Source organism: Acinetobacter dispersus, from assembly GCF_009884975.1.
Classification (GTDB): Bacteria; Pseudomonadota; Gammaproteobacteria; order Pseudomonadales; family Moraxellaceae; genus Acinetobacter; species Acinetobacter dispersus.
The window spans coordinates 99,788-119,491 of the sequence record NZ_CP041970.1; the positions used below are offsets into that span (position 1 = coordinate 99,788).

At 41.2% G+C, this 19,704-nt stretch carries 15 protein-coding genes and 3 tRNA genes; 12 read left to right on the forward strand and 6 right to left on the reverse strand.

Going from position 1 to position 19,704, the window contains the following annotated elements; genetic code table 11:
- The 3 genes from pgaB to pgaD are packed head-to-tail and all read left to right on the forward strand — an operon-like array spanning position 1 to position 3,718.
- Positions 1–1,998 carry a poly-beta-1,6-N-acetyl-D-glucosamine N-deacetylase PgaB gene (gene pgaB, locus FPL17_RS00335; protein ID WP_159882439.1) on the forward strand — a complete coding sequence of 666 codons (1,998 nt, stop codon included), beginning with the start codon at positions 1–3 and terminating at the stop codon, positions 1,996–1,998.
- 13 nt (positions 1,999–2,011) lie between these two features.
- Positions 2,012–3,268 (forward strand): poly-beta-1,6-N-acetyl-D-glucosamine synthase, encoded by a 1,257-nt coding sequence (gene pgaC, locus FPL17_RS00340; RefSeq protein ID WP_159882441.1) that lies wholly within the window; start codon positions 2,012–2,014, stop codon positions 3,266–3,268.
- A 33-nt stretch (positions 3,269–3,301) separates the two neighbouring features.
- Positions 3,302–3,718, forward strand: coding sequence for a poly-beta-1,6-N-acetyl-D-glucosamine biosynthesis protein PgaD (gene pgaD / locus FPL17_RS00345; protein WP_005184270.1), 417 nt, complete (start codon positions 3,302–3,304; stop codon positions 3,716–3,718).
- 140 nt (positions 3,719–3,858) lie between these two features.
- On the opposite strand, the gene FPL17_RS00350 is transcribed toward pgaD, so the two are convergent.
- Positions 3,859–3,944 (reverse strand) — tRNA-Leu (locus tag FPL17_RS00350).
- 213 nt (positions 3,945–4,157) lie between these two features.
- Here FPL17_RS00350 and FPL17_RS00355 point away from each other — a divergent pair.
- Positions 4,158–5,951, forward strand: coding sequence for an alkaline phosphatase D family protein (locus tag FPL17_RS00355; RefSeq protein ID WP_159882443.1), 1,794 nt, complete (start codon positions 4,158–4,160; stop codon positions 5,949–5,951).
- Positions 5,952–6,076: 125 nt separating this feature from the next.
- Here FPL17_RS00355 and FPL17_RS00360 read toward each other — a convergent pair.
- Positions 6,077–6,162 (reverse strand) — tRNA-Leu (locus FPL17_RS00360).
- Positions 6,163–6,170: 8 nt separating this feature from the next.
- Positions 6,171–6,244, reverse strand: a tRNA-Cys gene (locus tag FPL17_RS00365).
- A 151-nt stretch (positions 6,245–6,395) separates the two neighbouring features.
- On the opposite strand from FPL17_RS00365, the gene folD reads away from it, so the two are divergent.
- From folD to FPL17_RS00380, 3 genes are all read left to right on the forward strand, one after another.
- Positions 6,396–7,244 (forward strand): bifunctional methylenetetrahydrofolate dehydrogenase/methenyltetrahydrofolate cyclohydrolase FolD, encoded by an 849-nt coding sequence (folD, locus tag FPL17_RS00370; protein WP_004652016.1) that lies wholly within the window; start codon positions 6,396–6,398, stop codon positions 7,242–7,244.
- Between the two features lie 50 nt (positions 7,245–7,294).
- A complete protein-coding gene (locus FPL17_RS00375) occupies positions 7,295–7,963 on the forward strand; it encodes a class I SAM-dependent methyltransferase (protein WP_004801487.1) in 669 nt (222 codons plus the stop codon).
- 152 nt (positions 7,964–8,115) lie between these two features.
- Positions 8,116–8,400: a GNAT family N-acetyltransferase gene (locus FPL17_RS00380; protein WP_159882445.1), complete on the forward strand. Its 285-nt coding sequence runs from the start codon at positions 8,116–8,118 to the stop codon at positions 8,398–8,400.
- A 61-nt stretch (positions 8,401–8,461) separates the two neighbouring features.
- Here the strand turns inward: FPL17_RS00380 and FPL17_RS00385 are convergent, their stop codons facing one another.
- Positions 8,462–8,884 (reverse strand): hypothetical protein, encoded by a 423-nt coding sequence (locus FPL17_RS00385; RefSeq protein ID WP_005208141.1) that lies wholly within the window; start codon positions 8,882–8,884, stop codon positions 8,462–8,464.
- A gap of 261 nt (positions 8,885–9,145) precedes the next feature.
- Here FPL17_RS00385 and glpK point away from each other — a divergent pair, with 261 nt between their 5' ends.
- From glpK to glpD, 3 genes are all read left to right on the forward strand, one after another.
- A complete protein-coding gene (gene glpK / locus FPL17_RS00390; protein WP_159882447.1) occupies positions 9,146–10,660 on the forward strand; it encodes a glycerol kinase GlpK in 1,515 nt (504 codons plus the stop codon).
- A gap of 50 nt (positions 10,661–10,710) precedes the next feature.
- Positions 10,711–11,469 (forward strand): DeoR family transcriptional regulator, encoded by a 759-nt coding sequence (locus FPL17_RS00395; RefSeq protein ID WP_005184250.1) that lies wholly within the window; start codon positions 10,711–10,713, stop codon positions 11,467–11,469.
- Between the two features lie 260 nt (positions 11,470–11,729).
- Complete coding sequence (gene glpD / locus FPL17_RS00400) at positions 11,730–13,250, forward strand: glycerol-3-phosphate dehydrogenase (protein ID WP_159882449.1); 1,521 nt, start codon at positions 11,730–11,732, stop codon at positions 13,248–13,250.
- Positions 13,251–13,303: 53 nt separating this feature from the next.
- Here the strand turns inward: glpD and FPL17_RS00405 are convergent, their stop codons facing one another.
- Entirely contained in the window at positions 13,304–15,496 is a 2,193-nt protein-coding gene (locus tag FPL17_RS00405) for a TonB-dependent siderophore receptor (protein ID WP_005184245.1), read from the reverse strand.
- Positions 15,497–15,699: 203 nt separating this feature from the next.
- Positions 15,700–17,529 (reverse strand): phosphoenolpyruvate carboxykinase (GTP), encoded by a 1,830-nt coding sequence (locus FPL17_RS00410; RefSeq protein WP_159882451.1) that lies wholly within the window; start codon positions 17,527–17,529, stop codon positions 15,700–15,702.
- A gap of 397 nt (positions 17,530–17,926) precedes the next feature.
- On the opposite strand from FPL17_RS00410, the gene FPL17_RS00415 reads away from it, so the two are divergent.
- Complete coding sequence (locus FPL17_RS00415; RefSeq protein ID WP_151715944.1) at positions 17,927–18,865, forward strand: diacylglycerol/lipid kinase family protein; 939 nt, start codon at positions 17,927–17,929, stop codon at positions 18,863–18,865.
- Positions 18,846–19,613, forward strand: coding sequence for a metallophosphoesterase family protein (locus FPL17_RS00420; RefSeq protein ID WP_159882453.1), 768 nt, complete (start codon positions 18,846–18,848; stop codon positions 19,611–19,613). Before FPL17_RS00415 ends, FPL17_RS00420 begins: the two co-directional genes overlap by 20 nt.
- Positions 19,614–19,704 lie beyond the last annotated feature (91 nt).

The following is a 19,704-nucleotide window of genomic DNA, read 5'->3' on the forward strand; positions in this document are numbered from 1 at the left end:
ATGACAACACGTTTAGTGTCCCCGACGTTAAAAACTTTTTTAGGTCTTGTGTTTGGGGTGGTTGCCAGTACCACAACTTTTGCGGCAAATCCAAAAATCGATGCGACCACATTGACCGTCATTGGGTATCACGAAATTACAGATCGAAAAGATGCACTGATTCCAAGCTATGCAGTCACCGCAAAGCAGTTTGGTGAGCACATCGACTGGCTGAAAAAGAATGGCTATCATTTTATTAATGTTGATCAATTGATCAAAGCACACCAAGGCAAATATAAATTACCGAGCAAACCTATTTTGCTGACGGTTGATGATGGCTATCAGTCATTTTATCAAAATGCATATCCGATTATTCGTGCGAAAAAGATTCCAGTGGTTTTGGCTGTCGTTGGTTCATGGTTGGAGCCTAAAGCAGGGCAGAAAGTTGATTTTGGTGGTGAGCCAATTGAACGTAATAAAATCTTAAGTTGGGATGAGCTGAAGGAAATGCAAAGCAGTGGTTTGGTTGAAATTGCCAGCCACAGTTATCATTTACATCAAGGGATTAATGGTAATCCGCAAGGTAATTTAGAACCTGCTGCGATTACGCGGATTTATGATCCTAAAACCAAGAGTTATGAAAGTGATGCGGTGTATCAAGCCCGTGTTTATCAAGATTTAAAAACCAATAATGATCTTTTAAAAGCACATGGTTTGCGTTCGCCACGCGTAATGGTTTGGCCTTATGGTCGTTATAATATGCAATTGGTACAAACGGCTAAGCAGCTGGGTATGCCGATTACCATCACTTTAGATGATGGGGCCGATCATGCCAAACAATCGCTACAAAATATGAGTCGTATTTTGATTCAGGGCAATATGTCGACCAGTGCTTTGGCGCAAGAAATCAAGAATCGTGAACTGAATCTAAATGATAACAATCGGCCGCAAAAAATTATGCATGTCGATTTAGATTATATTTACGATCCAGATACCAAACAGCAAGAACGTAATCTCGATCATTTGATTGATCGTATTAATGGCATGGGTGTAAATACGGTGTATTTACAGGCCTTTTCTGATCCTGATGCCAATGGTTCTGCCGATATGGTGTATTTCCCAAATCGTCATATCCCAATGCGTGCAGATTTGTTCAATCGCGTGGCTTGGCAGATTCAGACTCGTACTCCAGTGCAGCGTTTATACGCTTGGATGCCACTCTTGGCTTGGGAACTGCCTAAGACTGATCCTGTGTCGAAAGATTTAGTGGAAACCCAGCAAGCAAAAGCGGGCGAGCATTTGAATATGGGCTATATTCGTCTTAGCCCATTTTCGCCAGAAGCTCGTCAGACCATTAAAGAGATTTACCAAGATCTTGCTAAATCAACACCATTTGATGGGCTGTTGTTCCATGATGATGTGACCTTGTCAGATTATGAAGATGCCAGTCCGGATGCGTTGGCAGCGTATGCCAAACAAGGCTTACCAACAGATCTTGCCAAAATCCGTGATAACGATGCCGACTTGCAAAAATGGACAGCATATAAAACCAATTATTTAGATGATTTTGCAATGGAGCTCGCAGGAGAGGTTCGTCAGTATCAACCTTTCCTAGTCACTGCTCGCAATCTTTATGCACAAGTGGCTTTAAATGCTTATGCAGAAAACTGGTATGCTCAATCCTTAGAACAATCCCTGAATCGTTATGACTTTACAGCGATTATGGCGATGCCTTATATGGAACAATCGGACAATCCAGCCAAGTTCTATTCAGACATTATGAACCGCGTGAAGCAGTACCCAAATGGCATTAAAAAGACGGTGATGGAGCTGCAGGCGGTGAATTGGCGCAATGACCAAAAAGTGCCGTCTGAAGAAATGGCAGCGACGATTAAGTCTTTATATGAGCAAGGTGCAATGCATGTAGCCTATTATCCAGATGATCCGATCAAAGGACATCCAGATGTAGAAACCATGCATAAGGCTTTTAGTCTAAAATCATCTCAATTAGTACCATAGTCGAGTAATGTAGATGAGTTGGATTGCTTTATTGTGGTCATATGCCATTAAGTTTGTTTTTTACTATCCACTATTTATGTCGTATTTATGGATGGTTGGGGCAATTATTTTTTACTGGAAAGAGCGTCAAGATCCTCCCTATCAGCAACCCGCAGCTTTGCCTGAATATCCTAAAGTCGCGGTCTTAGTGCCGTGCTTTAATGAAGGGGATAATGCTGAAGAAACCATTAGCCATGCACTCAAATTGGATTATCCGAATTTTGAGGTGATTGCGATTAATGATGGTAGTTCTGACAATACCGCTGAAGTACTAGATCGATTAGCCACGCAGTATGAAAAATTACGTGTAGTGCATTTGGCACAGAACCAAGGCAAAGCCATGGGGCTACAAGCGGGTAGTTTGATGACCGATGCAGAATTTCTGATCGGGATTGATGGCGATGCTCTGCTTGATCCACACGCGGCCAAATGGATGATGCGACATTTCTTGGAAGATACAACCGTTGCCGCAGTGACCGGTAATCCACGTATCCGGACACGTTCGACCTTACTTGGGCGAATTCAAGTGGGTGAGTTCTCTTCGATTGTTGGCATGATTAAGCGCGCACAACGTACTTTTGGCCGTCTATTTACCGTATCGGGTGTCATTACTGCCTTTCGTAAAAGCGCAGTACATCAAGTTGATTATTGGTCTCCGAATATGTTGACTGAAGATATTGATATCACTTGGAAATTACAACGTGCAGGTTGGGATGTGCGTTTTGAGCCAAATGCCTTGGTTTGGATTTTGATGCCTGAAACTTTAAATGGTTTATGGAAGCAACGTTTACGTTGGGCCATGGGTGGGGCACAGGTTTTGGTTAAAAATATTGATGTGTTTTTAAAGCCTAAACTTAATTTTTTATGGCCTTTGATGTTTGAGCTGTGTTTGACACTCATTTGGTCATATTTGATGCTTATTATGGCGGTGATCTGGTTATTGCACTTTATCTTTGCAATCCCAGCGCTGGCTGTGGTGAGTTCACCATTTTTACCATACGGTAGTGGAATTTTATTAGGTGCGACCTGCTTAATTCAGTTTGCTTTAAGCAAATGGATGGATAGTCGTTATGAGCCAAGCCTAGGGAAAAATTATTATTGGATGATTTGGTACCCGTTTGTGTTTTGGTTGATCACGATTACTGCTACAATCGTCGCCTTTCCAAAGGTGCTGTTGCGTAATGATGAGAAACGTGCCCGTTGGATTAGCCCAGATCGTGGAATTCGTTGAATCGGAAAGATTCATTTTGCTGAGTAACAAGCAATGAAAGCTGACAGTTTAATTATTGATGTACGTCGCCAACTCCCATGGCATAAACGTTATTTTTCAACTACAACCACCGCAATGATGTGGGCGTGCTGGTTGCTGTTATGGCGTCCGTTTATTTTGGTATGGGTGCTGGTTGAATTGCAAAAAACGCATATCGCACAACGTTTAATGTCCGCATTTAGCGATGGCATTGAGCATGGTGTAACCGCATTATTTATGTGTGCAGTTGCATTGTTGTTGTGGAGTTTTTTGCCAGCGAAACGTGTGCATCAAAAGCATGCTGTTGAAAAAACCTTACCTGATTATGCACGTTATTTCGAATTACCTGAGCAAGAAATTCAGGTTGGGCGTCAGCAGAAGGTTAGCATCGTACATCACGATGAGAATGGTAAAATTATTCGCGTAGAATAAACTTATTGTTCTAAATCAAGAATATCAAATGCCTTAATTAAAAATTAAGGCATTTTTTATTATATGTTCTTAAATTTTAGGCATAAAAAAACCAGCTTACGCTGGATTTTTATTTGCACCATCTTTCATTAGTTGTAAGATGGTGCCCGAGGCCAGACTCGAACTGGCACGCTTTGTGGGCGGGGGATTTTAAATCCCCTGTGTCTACCGATTTCACCACTCGGGCATGTGCGCAATAATAGAGGACACTTTAAAACTTGGCAAGAGCAAAACTTGCTATTTGCTTTCTTTTCAATCAATTCATGTGCTTATCTGATGAAAATTAAGCACTGTCATGTAACTTTCATGATTCTTTCATCAAATTGAGATCAAAGCTTCATCTAAGCCCATTAATTTCAATCATTTACTTAGTAGTGATAAAATTAAGGTAGCTATCCAAATGACAGCAAAAATTTCACGACGGGAACTCATTCAAAAAAGTCTATTCGGTTTCGGGGCATTATCTTTATCTACGGGGTTTACAGGGTGTAACGACAGTTCAGATCAAGAGACAGCAGTATTACAAGTCAATTTTGAACATGGGGTGGCCAGTGGCGATCCTTTACAAGATCGCGTGATCTTATGGACGCGTTTGACACCAAGCGACAGCAGCGCACGTCTGCAAGTGACTTGGGAAATTGCTTTAGATCAGCAATTCAAGCAAATCATTAAAACCGATAAAGTCACGACAACTGCAACGTATGATTTTACTGTAAAGGTAGATGCCACAGGTTTAAAACCAGATCAGTCTTATTTCTATCGCTTTATCTTCGGGGATAAGGTTTCACCTGTGGGGCAAACCAAGACTTTGCCAAGCCGTGCGACAAAAGTCAGTTTTGCGGTGTGCTCATGCTCTTATTATCCAATGGGGTATTTCCACGTCTATCGTGAAATGGCCAAGCAAAATGTCGATGTGGTGATCCATTTAGGTGACTATATTTATGAATATGGTGCAGATGGTTATGCGACAGATGAAGCAGTTCGTAAGCTTGAAGCAGATAATAATACAGAAATTATCAAATTAGATGATTATCGCAAGCGTTATGCGCTCTATCGTAAAGATAAAGACTTACAGGCATTACATCATCGTCATCCATTTATTGTGATTTGGGACGACCATGAGTTAGCCAATGATGCTTGGCGGGATGGGGCTGAGAATCATACAGAAGAAACATCGGAAGCAAAGAACGAAGGTAAGTTTTTAGAAAGAAAATTAGCAGCTCTACAGGCCTATTTTGAGTGGATGCCGATACGTCCTGTCGATGATCAACACACCAAAATTTATCGCCAGTTTGATTTTGGGGGGCTTGTCAATTTAATGATGCTAGATACGCGAATTATTGCGCGCGACAAGCAGTTGAACTATGTCAACTATATGACAACGAATGGTTTGGATATTGCAAAATTCCAAGCAGATCTCACTGATCCAGTACGTACCTTAATGGGGGAAACTCAGCGTGAGTGGTTATTGGGGAGTAAAGAGAAAAATATCGTAGGTGTCTTGCAAAGCTCAACTGCAACGTGGGATGTTTTAGGTCAACAGATTCTAATGACCAAAATGTTGGTCCCAGCAGAGTTGCTGCTTGCCTTGGATGAAATTACTTCGGGACATCCGAGTGATGAAACTTTGGAAAAAATGAATGCACAGATTACTGAGCTGATTACGCTGAAATTCCGTTTGCAGAAAGGTGATCCGACGCTGACTGCACAAGAAAAAGCGCGTGTTTTGACAGTTGCACCTTATAACCTAGATGCATGGGATGGTTATTTTGCTGAGCGTGAGATTGTATATGGCACTTTGGCACAGTTAAAGAAAAAAGTAGTGGTACTGGCAGGGGATACTCATAATGCGTGGTCATCGAATTTATACAGTAAAGATGGTGCTTTTGTCGGGGTGGAGTTAGCAACCAGTTCGGTGTCTTCGCCAGGTTTGGAAAAATACTTAAATATTCCATTGGCGCAGTTGCAACAATTTGAATTTGCATTCACAACCTTGATTGATGAGCTGAATTATTGCAACTTAAATCAAAGAGGTTATTTGGTCGTGCAATTTGACGCTGCACAGGTTCAATCACAGTGGATTTATGTCGATTCGATCAAAAAGCCTGAATATGTGATTGATCAAACACGGGGCTATCAATTGAGTTTGGATAAAAACTTATTGCCCGTGAAAACAGGGCAGCAAGTGGCATAAATTTAAAAAGTGAGACAAAGGCCAAGTCGATGTACTTGGCTTTTTTATGATTTTCTAAATTTCAGGCATAAAAAAACCAGCTTACGCTGGATTTTTATTTGCACCATATTTCATTAGCTGAAAGATGGTGCCCGAGGCCAGACTCGAACTGGCACGCTTTGTGGGCGGGGGATTTTAAATCCCCTGTGTCTACCGATTTCACCACTCGGGCTTTACCAATGGAGGCGGAGGTCGGAATCGAACCGGCGTACACGGAGTTGCAGTCCGCTGCATGACCACTCTGCCACCCCGCCATCTCTTGGTGATGCACATATTAGCAATCTTTAAAAAAAAACAATAGTGTTTATAGCGAATATGCACATAAAAACAACATCTAAAAGAATATTGCTCAAATTATCATGTATTATTTACGCAATTGATTCATACCCACTTTGGAGATGCGCTGTGGCATTGGTTTTAGACGGTCGTGCATTAGCAAAACAAATTGAAACGGATTTGTTGGTACGTGTAGAAGCATTAAAAGCAAAATCGGGGCGTACCCCAATCTTGGCAACCATCTTGGTTGGTGATGATGGTGCATCTGCAACTTATGTACGTATGAAAGGGAATGCTTGCCGCCGTGTTGGCATGGACTCATTGAAAGTTGAACTTCCAAAAGAAACCACAACTGAACAATTATTGGCTGAAATTGAAAAATTAAATGCCAATCCAGATGTACACGGAATCTTGTTACAACATCCAGTGCCAGAACAGATTGATGAAAGAGCGTGTTTCGATGCGATTTCATTGGCAAAAGACGTTGATGGCGTTACTTGCTTAGGGTTTGGTCGTATGGCTATGGGTGAGGCTGCATATGGTTCAGCAACTCCAGCTGGCATCATGACCATTTTGCAAGAAAACAAAATTGAAATCGCAGGTAAGCATGCGGTTGTTGTGGGCCGTTCTGCTATTTTGGGTAAACCAATGGCGATGATGTTATTACAAGCCAATGCAACTGTGACGATTTGCCATTCACGCACTCAAAACTTGCCAGAATTGGTTAAACAAGCAGATATTATTGTCGGTGCAGTCGGTAAAGCTGAATTGATTCAAAAAGATTGGATCAAGCAAGGTGCTGTTGTGGTTGATGCGGGTTTCCATCCACGTGATGGTGGTGGTGTAGGCGATATCCAATTGGTCGGTATCGAAGAAATTGCGTCTGCTTATACCCCAGTTCCAGGCGGTGTGGGGCCGATGACGATCACGACGTTGATTCGTCAAACTGTAGAAGCTGCTGAAAAAGCATTAGCCTAAAGATTATTGATAACCCCTCGCGAAGAGGGGTTTTTTAGAATTAAACAAATATGAGTTGTACATTTCAATTTGCCAAAGCACCTGAACATTTGTTGCAGGCCTTGCATCAGGTGATTCCCAATACAGATTTGTTGGCACAACAATTACCTGAAACGCCGATTTCACTTTGGTTAATTCCTCCGGTATTTCCGACCGACCGTTTAGATGATGAAGTAATTCGACGGATTTGGAATGAAACACCGTATTGGATCTTTTGCTGGGCATCTGGTCTAGCGATGGCACAATGGTTGTTGGCAGAACCACATCATGTCAAAGATAAGGTGGTGCTAGACTTTGGTGCAGGTTCGGGTGTGGTCGCAATTGCAGCGAAAATGGCAGGCGCTAAACGTGTCATTTGTTGTGATATTGATCCAGTGAGTCTGGCATCATGTCGTGAAAATGCGTTGCTAAATGATGTTGAGCTGGAATATCTAGACGATTTGTATCAGTCCGAACAAGTTGATGTGTTATTGGCAGCAGATGTGTTGTATGACCAATCTAATCGCTTCTTTTTGGATGAATTCCTTAAGTTTGCACCTGAAGTATGGGTAGCAGATAGTCGAGTCAAAAACTTTAGTCATCCTCAATATCTAAAAATTGATGAACGTAGCGCAAGCACTTGGCCAGATTTGGATGAAGCCAAAGAGTTTAGAAATGTCAGTTTTTACCGTACCAAATAAAATAAACAGTCTTTCACAAAACACTCTGTGTTGAGATTATCAAATCTCAACACAATATCCTTACGGCGCGTGCTAAAACATTCAAAATGAAATAAACAGATGGCCTTTGGCTATTCTTTACAATATTGTTTTGATGAAAAAAAGGAAAGTGTATGGGTATTCAGCAGTCTGATGATGGCAAACATGGTGCATTTAAGCTTTTTGAAGGCGAGGTGCTTGCGGGTGAGATGGCCTATACATGGGCAGGTGATAGCATGCTTATTATTGACCATACCGATGTGAATGAAGCATTTCGTGGTCAAGGTGTAGGACGCAAGCTGTTAGACGAGCTGATTGCGTTTGTCCGTGAGCGCCAAGTAAAGGTGATTCCTTTATGTCCTTTTGCAAAATCCGTATTTGATAAAGACTTATCGATTCACGATGTACTCAAGACCTAAGATCAGTTGGATGTATTCTAAATGATGGAATACATCCATTTTTATTGATTCGGTAAAGAACTTAAGAACAGGTATAACGAACCACTTTGAGTGTAGTCGGGCGAGTTTCAAGCGCCTGACGGGTTGCATAGCCTTCACTGTTATTTAAATCCGGTGAATTAGATAAGCCAAACGTTGCACGGCTATTGCCTAGTTTTACCCCATATTGCTCTTGTTGGGTTGGGTTCATGATTTCATTAACACTAAGAACTGCAAGTTTATAGGTCTTGTCTGCACCTAAAATCTGCTTACATGCATGCTGTAATTTTTTCTCATCCAAATCGCTATTACTGCGTGCGGCGAGCGTATAAGCAACAGTTGCAGAAGTGGCGGTTTTATTTTCGATTTGATAACCCGTTGTGCCATTGTATTGATGTGGGCTGCTTTGACAGGCTGCAAGAACAAGAGTACCGCTCATAATTAACAATAAATTGGTTTTTTTCATATCAATGATCCTGTTATTTCTGGTTTCAGTATCGCATAAAATAAGTTTTTTATTGTGAGGAATCTTTAAAACACAGGCTATTCATCGATTTTTAGCTTCAATTTTAAAGAAAGAATTTTCGTTTTCGAACAATTTTGCATATAATCTGCCAAGTTTTTTATTTAATACAGAAGTCATTGCTTTTTTGCAGTATTGGAGCCCGTTTTTTAACGGGCGTTTAATTTATTGCACTATACATAAGCAAGTCTGGATAGGTATGTCATGATCTCTACAGATAGTCAAAAAAAATACGTGGTTGCATTTGACCAAGGTACAACGAGTTCACGTGCGATCGTATTGGATCACGATGCGAATGTCATCAGTATTGCTCAGCGTGAATTTACGCAAATTTACCCACAACCAGGTTGGGTTGAGCATGATCCAATGGAAATCTGGGCGACTCAAAGTGCAGTGTGGGTTGAAGCTTTAGCGCAAGCCAGTATTTCTAGCGAGCAAATCGCAGCGATTGGGATTACCAACCAACGTGAAACAACTGTCATCTGGGATAAAAAGACAGGTAAACCTATTTACAATGCAATTGTATGGCAAAGCCGCCAAAGCAATGAAATTTGTAATCAACTGCGCCAAGATGGTTGGCAAGATTACGTTCATAAAGTAACTGGTTTGGTCCTTGATCCATATTTCTCTGCAACTAAAATTAAGTGGATTCTGGATCGCGTTGAAGGCAGCCGTGAACGTGCAGAACGTGGCGAGCTTTTATTTGGTACCATCGATACGTGGTTGCTTTGGAAATTGACCAATGGTCAAGTTCATGTGACTGACTATACCAATGCATCTCGCACGATGTTATTTAACATCGAAACGCTTGAATGGGACGATAAACTGCTTGAAGCGTTAAATATTCCTAAAGCGATGTTGCCTGAAGTTCGCGGTTCTTCTGAAATTTACGGTTATACACATACCATTAGTGGTCAAGAAATTGGGATTCCAATTGCAGGTATTGCAGGGGATCAACAAGCTGCATTGTTTGGACAAATGTGTGTTGAAGCAGGTCAGGCAAAAAATACTTATGGTACTGGTTGCTTCTTGCTCATGAATACGGGCAAACGCATTGTGCAATCTGATCATGGTTTATTGACGACGATTGCATGTGGCCCACGTGGTGAAGTGAACTATGCCTTGGAAGGTGCAGTATTCAATGGTGGCTCATGTGTGCAATGGTTGCGTGATGAACTGAAAGCGATTAATGATTCGCATGATTCTGAATACTATGCAACCAAGGTAAAAGACAGTAATGGTGTCTATGTAGTGCCGGCATTTACAGGTTTAGGTGCACCATATTGGGATCCAACAGCACGCGGTGCGATCTTGGGTATTACTCGCGGTGTAAGTATTGAACATATTATTCGTGCCACATTGGAATCGATTGCTTACCAAACCCGTGATGTATTGGATGCCATGCAGCAAGATTCAGGTGAGAAATTACGTACCCTACGTGTTGATGGTGGTGTAACTGCCAATAACTTCTTGATGCAATTCCAAGCCGATATCATGGGTACTTCAGTAGAACGTCCTGCGATGAAAGAAACAACGGGTATGGGTGCTGCATTCTTGGCTGGTTTGGCTGTCGGTTTCTGGTCGGATTTAAACGAATTGAAGAGTAGAATGACCATCGAAAATACCTTTGTGCCAGAGTGCAGTCAGGATGTGACTGAAAAACTCTATAAAGGTTGGTTAAAAGCTGTCGGACGCACTCGTGATTGGGCGGAAGATTAAGCTAAAATAGACCGTTTAGTATGACTTAAAACAACACAGGATGGATGAGCATGAGCTTGATACTACGCCAACAAAAAACCCTCGAACTAGTGAGAGAGCGTGGCTATATCAGTATTGAAGAACTTGCTCAACATTTTGATGTCACCCCGCAAACCATCCGTCGTGATATTAATCAATTGGCGGATGAGGGCTTGCTAAGACGTTATCACGGTGGTGCAGCGCATGATTCAAGTGTGGAAAACACTGAATATACGATGCGTGTCGGCTATATGTTGGAAGAAAAGAGATTGATTGCTGCAGCAGTTGCTGCAGCCGTTCCAGATCATGCTTCTTTGTTTATTAATATTGGGACCACAACTGAAGCAATCGCGCATGCGTTATTGAACCATACGGGGTTGCGAATTATTACCAATAATCTTAATGTTGCCAAAATTCTGAGTACCAAAGAAGACTTTGAGGTGCTGATTGCCAGCGGGCGTGTGCGTCCAGATGGCGGGGTGATTGGTCAGGCGACTGCAGATTTCTTTAAGCAGTTTAAGGCGGACTATGCATTGGTGGGCATCAGTGGTATCGAAGAAGATGGTACTTTACTGGATTTTGACTTCCAAGAAGTGTGCGTATCTCAAGAGATTGTTTCGAGTGCCCGTCAAGTTTTCCTTGCTGCGGATAGCAGTAAGTTTGGTCGTAATGCAATGATTCGTTTAGGTTCACTGAAGCAAGTCGACTGTATTTTTACCGATCAACAGCCGAATGATGAGTTTATGAAAACTATCCGCGATTTGGATGTTGGGCTGATTGTTGCCAAGTAAATCTTCATTTTCGAAAATTGTTACTTTTCTTGAGCTGAGTATTTTTGGCTCAAGAATATTTAAATAAGAATAATGCTGTAACCATGAGCAGTCTTTGTATTGCCAGATGATCTTCTTTTTAATCCACACATTTTCAATTTTGACCATTTATCTAAAAATGTCTATAAATTGGCATTTTTTTGACTGTTTTTTATTGTTTATTTTCATTTTGCATGTTTAAATGTTCGTTATTGAACAATAATGAATATTTGCGGTGATTTATGCAAACTTCTCCTCAGTCAAATGACAAAATCTATGACCTCGCTGTGATTGGTGGTGGTATCAACGGTGTTGGTATCGCAGCAGATGCTTCAGGTCGTGGTTTATCTGTATTCCTATGTGAAAAAGATGATTTGGCCAGCCACACTTCTTCTGCAAGCAGTAAGTTGATTCATGGTGGTTTACGTTATCTTGAACACAAAGAGTTTCGCTTAGTCCGTGAAGCGCTGGCTGAACGTGAAGTATTGTTGGCAAAAGCACCACACATTATCCGTCCAATGCGTTTTATCATGCCGCATCGCCCACATCTGCGCCCAGCATGGTTGATTCGTACAGGTTTATTCTTTTACGATCACTTGGGTAAACGTGAAAAGTTATTGGGTTCGAATAATGTTTATTTTAAAGAAGACAGTCCATTAAATGCTGCAATTACTCGCGGTTTTGAATATTCAGACTGTGCAGTCGATGACTCTCGTTTGGTGGTACTGAATGCCATGCATGCACGTGAAAAGGGCGCGGATATTGTGACGCGTACCCGTTGTCTATCAGCACAACGTGAAGGGCAATATTGGGTTGTGGATTTGGAAAATGAAAAAGGCCAATTCCAGATTAAAGCCAAGGCTTTAGTGAATGCTGCTGGCCCTTGGGTGGCACAATTCATTAAGCAAGATCTACAGCTTAAATCGCCGTATGGTATTCGTTTGATTCAAGGCAGTCATATCATTGTGCCGAAGCTTTATGAAGGCGATAAAGCCTTTATCATGCAGAATGATGACCGTCGTATTGTGTTCGCGATTCCATACTTAGACCAATACACCATGATTGGAACCACGGATCGTGAGTATCAAGGTGATCCTGCGCAAGTCAAAATCACCCAAGAAGAAATTGATTACTTGATTGAAGTGAGTAATGCGCACTTCAAAAATCAGTTAACACAAGCCGATATTATTTCGACTTTTGCTGGTGTACGTCCATTGTGTGATGATGAATCAGACAATCCATCTGCAATTACCCGTGATTATACTTTGGCTTTATCGCAAGAATCGGAAGATCAAGCCCCATTATTGTCTGTGTTTGGCGGTAAGTTAACCACGTATCGCAAATTGGCAGAATCTGCAATGCAGCAGCTCAAAGCATTTTTCCCAGAAATGAAAGGCAGTTGGACAGCGACAGAAGCTTTGCCAGGTGGTGAAAATATGGCAACAGCTGAACAATTGGCGAAAGAAATTCGTGCACAAATCACTGATGCATCTGAGGCTTTGGCAAAACGTTGGGCATCTGCTTATGGTTCACGTATTTGGAATATCTTGGGTGAAGCAACTTCGGTTGAGCAGTTAGGTCAGCATTTTGGTCAAGGCTTGTATGCGAAAGAAGTGGATTATTTATGCCGCTTTGAGTGGGTAACGACCAGCCAAGATATTTTATGGAGACGTTCAAAGCTAGGTCTGAATTTTGCGCCAAGTGAAATCGAAAGCTTAGATGTGTATTTAGCAAATAAACCAAATAGCACGGTTGCTGCTTAAAAATTCCCAATAAAAAAGCCCCTTTGAATAAGGGGCTTTTTTATTGGCCTTAATTAGTACTTGAAGCGGAATGCAACGGTGTAATTTGCAGGTGCTCCGTAGAAGGCTTGTCCATCAGTAAAGCTGTTTAAATATTTTTTATCAGTTACGTTGTTGGCATTGGCCTGAATACTAAGATTTGGACTAATGTCATAGCTTGCCATTAAATTGAGCAAGGCATAATCACTTTGTTTAAGGTAAGTGCTATAGCTTGGGTCAAAACGTGTGATTTTACTTTGCCATTTTACACCTGCACCAACTTTCAGTTTTGGTAGCTGAGCAGGGGAATAAGTCGTCAATAGATTAAAGCTTTGTGTTGGGTTGTAAGTTCGTGCAGCCCCACCATTCTTTAGATCTTGCAGGCTAAACTGGGTATAGCCGAGAGAAACATTGACTTGATCTGTTAATTGTCCAGCCAAACCAACTTCTACGCCTTGCGAGCGTAAATCACTGATTGCGACTTTGCGATTGATAGCTGGGTTGTCGGTTGAGCGAAGTGGGTAGTTATTTTCCTCGGTTCTAAATACAGCCAGTGTTCCAGTAAGCTTGTTATCTAACCAAGAACTCTTAAAACCAGCTTCATAACTTTTACCTTCAATTGGATCTGCAACTTTACCTGTAGCTTGGTCAACCGAGGTTTGTGGACGGAAAATTGAGGTATAACTCATATAACCTGTATATTCAGGGGTGAAGTTATAGGTGATACCCGCATATGGCGATACTTTGCTCTCGTCGTAATTCATTGGGGCATCATAACTCGTACCTTCACTCTTGGCTTGAACGTAGTTTGCACCTAGGGTTAATTTTAAATCGTCATTGAAGTGTAGGCGAGTTGCTGCATAAACCGATTGGTTGCGTTGCGTATAGTCTGCTGTTTCTGCGAATGAACCCCAAGACACATTGTTTGGTGTCCAACTTGCCCAGTCAGTTGTACATTGGGCATCATAGGTATTTGGACTTGTGCCACGAACACATGTTCCAATATTGCTGTCTTGAATATCACCCACAATTTGAGCATCATTTTGTTTGCTCTGCGTAAAGCTATAGCCAACAATTGCTTCATGTTGCTGACCAAATAATTCAAACTTTCCGTTTAGGTTGAGGTCAACACTGTGTTGTTTATTTTTTTCACTAAAGCCTTTAGCAGTAAGATCGACATCAGCACCATTTGCCGTCGGATAGCCATAATAATATAGCAGTCGGCTGTCACGATTCTTTTCATTATAGTTATAGCTTAGATTGGCAGACCATGTGTCAGAGAGTTTTTGTTTAAGCTCAAAAAATGCATTACGCGAAGTATTGTCCCAATAGGCCCAATCGGGGTTTGGATTGTAAGAGCGATCATAATTGATTTGTTTACCCGAAGAATCCATCAGGGGTAAAGCACCCCAGTTATTGGCGTTGGGTTTGTTTTTCTCTTGGCTGGCACCAATGGTAAGTAATGTGCTATCTGTAAGGTCTGCTTCTAAGACACCTGCAATGCCATTTTTCTCAGAGCTATAGCGATCTAAGTGTGAGTCACCTGTTTGTTGAAAACCAGAAACACGGCCTCGAAGACGACCATCTGATACGAGGCTACCTGAGGCATCTGCTTCATAACGTTGAGTATCCCATGAACCATAGCTTAGACCTGCATTGGCTTGGAACTCTTTAGTTGGACGTTTTCGGATGTAGTTAATGGTTGCGCTTGGATCACCAAAAGCATTGGTCAGTGCATCTGCACCTTTAATGACTTCAATGCGGTCATAGAAATAGCTGTCTGGATTGGTGTCATTATAATTCCATTCACCAGAAGGGAAGCCCACGCCATCAACGAGAATGTTTGAGATTTCAAAACCGCGTGCCATATATACCGAGCGTTCAGTTTCTAGTGAATTGACGGTCACACCAGGGGTATTGTTGAGTACATCTCTAGAGCTGGTAAGACCAAAGTCTTCAATTTGTTGGCGTGTTACCACGTTGATGGTCTGTGGAATTTCTTTGGCTTCAATATTTAGTTTGTTTGCGCTTGAGCTATTTTTAATACTATATGCTTTAGTTTTCTCACTGATATCGCTGTCCTGAGTTGCTTGGACTTTGATGGTTGGCAGTTGTTGCGATCCCTCATCAAGTGCATAACTATAAGAACTGATGCTGACTAATGTTGAGATAGCTAAAAAGAGTGGCGTGCGTTTAAACAGAGGGGAAGAACTCATACCTACAACCATGTAAATGAGAAATATTATTGTTACAATTATTGTTAATATTCGTTAATTTTGCAATTTATTTTGTCTAAAGCTTAATGGGAATACCTAGAGTGGTGGAGAGGGTTGATAGGAATTTTCGAAAATTGGGCAATAAAAAAGGCCGCCGAAGCGACCTTTTTTAATTTCCTTAAATCCCTCTTTAATAAAGAGGGAAACTAAGGTGATTAAGCAGATTTAACAGCTGCTAATAATTCATTTTGACGATCTTTAAGTGCTTGAGGTAAGCGAGCACCAAGTTTAGTGAATAACTCAGTGTGGCTTTCAAGTTCTTTGATCCATTGATCTTTGTCTTGCGCTGTAACAGTGTTGAATTGCTCTTTAGAGAAATCAATACCATTCCAGTTCAACTGTTCGTAAGTTGGAACATAACCGATTGGTGTTTCAGTCGCTTCAGCACGGCCTTCACAACGATCAATAATCCACTCAAGAACACGCATGTTTTGACCGAAACCAGGCCATACGAAGTTGCCTTCAGCATCACGACGGAACCAGTTTACGTTGAAGATTTTTGGTAATTTATTACCAGCTGCTTCAGCTTTTGCACCAACTTCTTGACCAAGTTGTAACCAGTGACCGAAGTAATCAGCCATGTTATAACCCGCAAATGGAAGCATTGCGAATGGGTCACGACGAACGATACCTTGTTGACCAACCGCTGCTGCAGTTGTTTCAGAACCCATCGTTGCTGCTTTATAAACGCCATCAACCCAGTCAAATGCTTCAGAAACTAAAGGCACTGTATCTGCACGACGACCACCGAAGATGAACGCAGAGATTGGTACACCTGCTGGATTTTCCCAGTCAGCGTCAATCGAAGGGCATTGACCAGCAGAAACAGTAAAACGTGAGTTTGGATGTGCTGCTTTTTCGCCTTCAACGTATGGTTGGCCTTTCCAAGTGATTAGGTCAGCTGGAACTTCTTTAGTTAGACCTTCCCACCATACTTCGCCACCTTTGGTTACTGCAACGTTGGTGTAAATCACATCTTTATGCATCGTTGCGATACAGTTCGGGTTGGTTTTGGTATTTGTACCAGGTGCAACACCGAAGAAACCAGCTTCTGGATTGATTGCATATAAACGACCATCTTCACCTGGTTTGATCCAAGCAATATCGTCACCTACAGTTTCAATTTTCCAGCCTTCGTAACCTGCTGGTGGAATTAACATCGCAAAGTTTGTTTTACCACATGCAGAAGGGAATGCTGCTGCGATGTAGTGTTTTTCACCTTGTGGGTTAGTTACACCTAAAATTAGCATGTGTTCAGCTAACCAGCCTTGCTCGCGACCCATTGCAGAAGCAATACGTAATGCTAGGCATTTTTTACCAAGCAATGCATTACCGCCGTAACCAGAACCGTAAGACCAGATTTCACGAGTTTCTGGATAGTGAACGATATATTTTTCGTTGTTACATGGCCAAGCAACATCTTTTTGACCATCTTTTAATGGTGCAGCAACAGTGTGTACGCATGGGATAAACTCGCCATCTGTACCTAACACGTCATAAACTGCTTTACCCATACGTGCCATTTTAGTCATGCTGACTGCAACGTAAGGTGAATCTGTTAACTCGATACCAATGTGAGCAATGTGGCTTCCTAAAGGACCCATCGAGAAGGGAACCACATACATGGTACGGCCTTCCATTGCACCGTCAAATAATCCATTTAATTTTTCGCGCATTTCTGCAGGAGCAACCCAGTTGTTTGTTGCGCCAGCATCTTCTTCATTTTGCGAGCAGATATAAGTACGGTCTTCAACACGAGCAACGTCAGAAGGATCAGAATTTGCAAGATAAGAACCAGGATGTTTTTCTTGGTTAAGTTTTTGCATGGTGCCGTTAGCGATCATCAAGTCCATGAGACGTTGATATTCTTCTTCGCTACCGTCACACCATTCGATTTTTGCTGGTTTGGTCAATTTTGCAATTTCTTCCACCCATGCAATCAGCTTAGGGTGACGAACGAATTCTGGTGCGTTCACTTGGGTCATGGTGATGCCTTTTTAAAGTGTGTACGACGTACAAATTCTATCCACTGGATGGCAGTGAGACAGATGAAGTAAAAAAAGTGGCTGTATTAAAGCATAAAATCATAAAAAATATAAGACTAAAGAATAGGTAGGTGGATAAGGGTGGAAATGTTGGTTTGTGTTTATATGACTGTTTTTTAATAAATTTATTATTCTATATTTTGTTATTTTGTTTTTTTATATGTAATATTTTTTTTATAAATTTCTTTTTTAATCAGTGGTTTAGTTTATTTTTAATTTTTTGAGAATTGTTATTGATTATATGAATAATGTTCATTCAAAATTTACATAAACTTGCTTTTATTTGTTGATTTTGTAAACAAAAATAGGCTTATCTAAAGCCTCAAGGTTGATGCGAATGAGTCGAAATTTACAGCCTTTATCTATTATTTATAATCAAAAATCAGGCTTTCATGCCACGCAGCAAGATGATGAATATGAACGCCTCATGACGTATTGGACACAATATGGGTTTGAAATTCAGGTTTTTGAATTAAATCAGCAGGTTAATTTTGATGAAATGATGCAGGCTGTATTTGCTCGGCATCAACAGGCGGATTCACGTGGAGTGGTTGTTGCCGCTGGGGGAGATGGAACGCTGAATGCCGTTGCAAAGAAGTTGATTCATACCGATATTCCGATGGGAATTATACCGCTGGGTACGTTTAATTATGTCGCGCGGGCGTTGAATATCCCGATTGATGTTGCACAAGCGGCAGAAGTAATCGCAACGGGTAAGATACAGGCAGTACACGTTGCGGGAATAAATGATCAAATTTATCTCAATAATGCCAGTTTAGGGCTGTATCCTTTATTTATAAAAAAACGTGAATTATACAATCAGCGACTTGGACGTTTTCCTTTAAATGCCTATACATCGGGTTTGGATGTGTTACTACGGGAATCTAAATCTTTAAAGTTGGCGGTGACTGTGGATGGTCAAAAGTATCCAGTAGCTACACCGTTGATTTTTTTTGGCAATAATCAATTACAGCTCAGCGATATGAAATTAAGAATTGCCGAGTGCGCTGCCAATGGAAAGCTTGCAGGGGTCGTCGTCGCTAAAAGTGATCGTCTCAGTCTATTAAAAATGTTATGGAAGTTGATTCAGGGAAAAATTGATCAGGCTTCAGATGTGTATTCATTTTGTGCTGAACATATACAGGTCGATTGTAAAAAGCCAAAATTAACAGTTGCCGTAGATGGAGAGCTTATGGAGATGCAAACTCCATTAAAATTTTCAGTGAAAAAGTCAGCGTTAAAAGTGATGGTTCCGAATGTTATTACACCTGTCTGATCTGCATTTTGGAACGGAACGTGAGGTCTGTATTGAAGCAATCAAGCAATTTTGCCAGCAACATCGTCCTGAAGCTGTGATCGTGAGTGGTGATCTGACACAACGCGCGCGCTTTAAGCAGTTTTATGCATGTCGACAGTTTCTAGATGCGCTCGATCTTCCTTATCTGGTGGTACCAGGTAATCACGATATTCCGCTTTATCATGTATGGAACCGTTTCTTTTCTCCTTTTGTTCGTTATCAAGCATTCTTTGGTCGTTTGGAAACAACACTGGAAACGGAGCATTTTTATATTGTTGGGATGAATAGTATTCGTCGGCGATATCATACAAGAGGGCATATTTCTCTTGAGCAAATTCATGAGGCTTATGAGCAATTAAAAAAAGCGCCATCTAATAAAATCAAACTGGTGGTTTTTCATCAACCCTTTTATACCTTTCCGAATGAGCATGGTGATAAAGATTGTCCTGTGCTAGGAAAAATTGCTTTAGAGCGTTGGGGTGAAACTGGGTTGTTTGGTTTATTGCACGGACATTTACATAAAGTCGCTGTGCATGATTTAAATCAAATTTTTCAATTGGGATTTGATCACCCAATCTTGGATATTCATGCCGGAACAGCGACTTCAAATCGATTACGCTTTGGATTTTCAAATAGTTTTAACGTGATCTTGGCGGATGGAACGATTGAGCATTATTGGTTTGATGAGTCGCTTAAAATATTTGTGAAATCCCAAACTGTTGTTTAATTCGGCAGCTATAGATTTTGATGTTTAAAAAAACATCTATAAGTAGAATTTTTTTTCATTTTCCCCTTGAAGCTATTTTTTTTAACCCCAC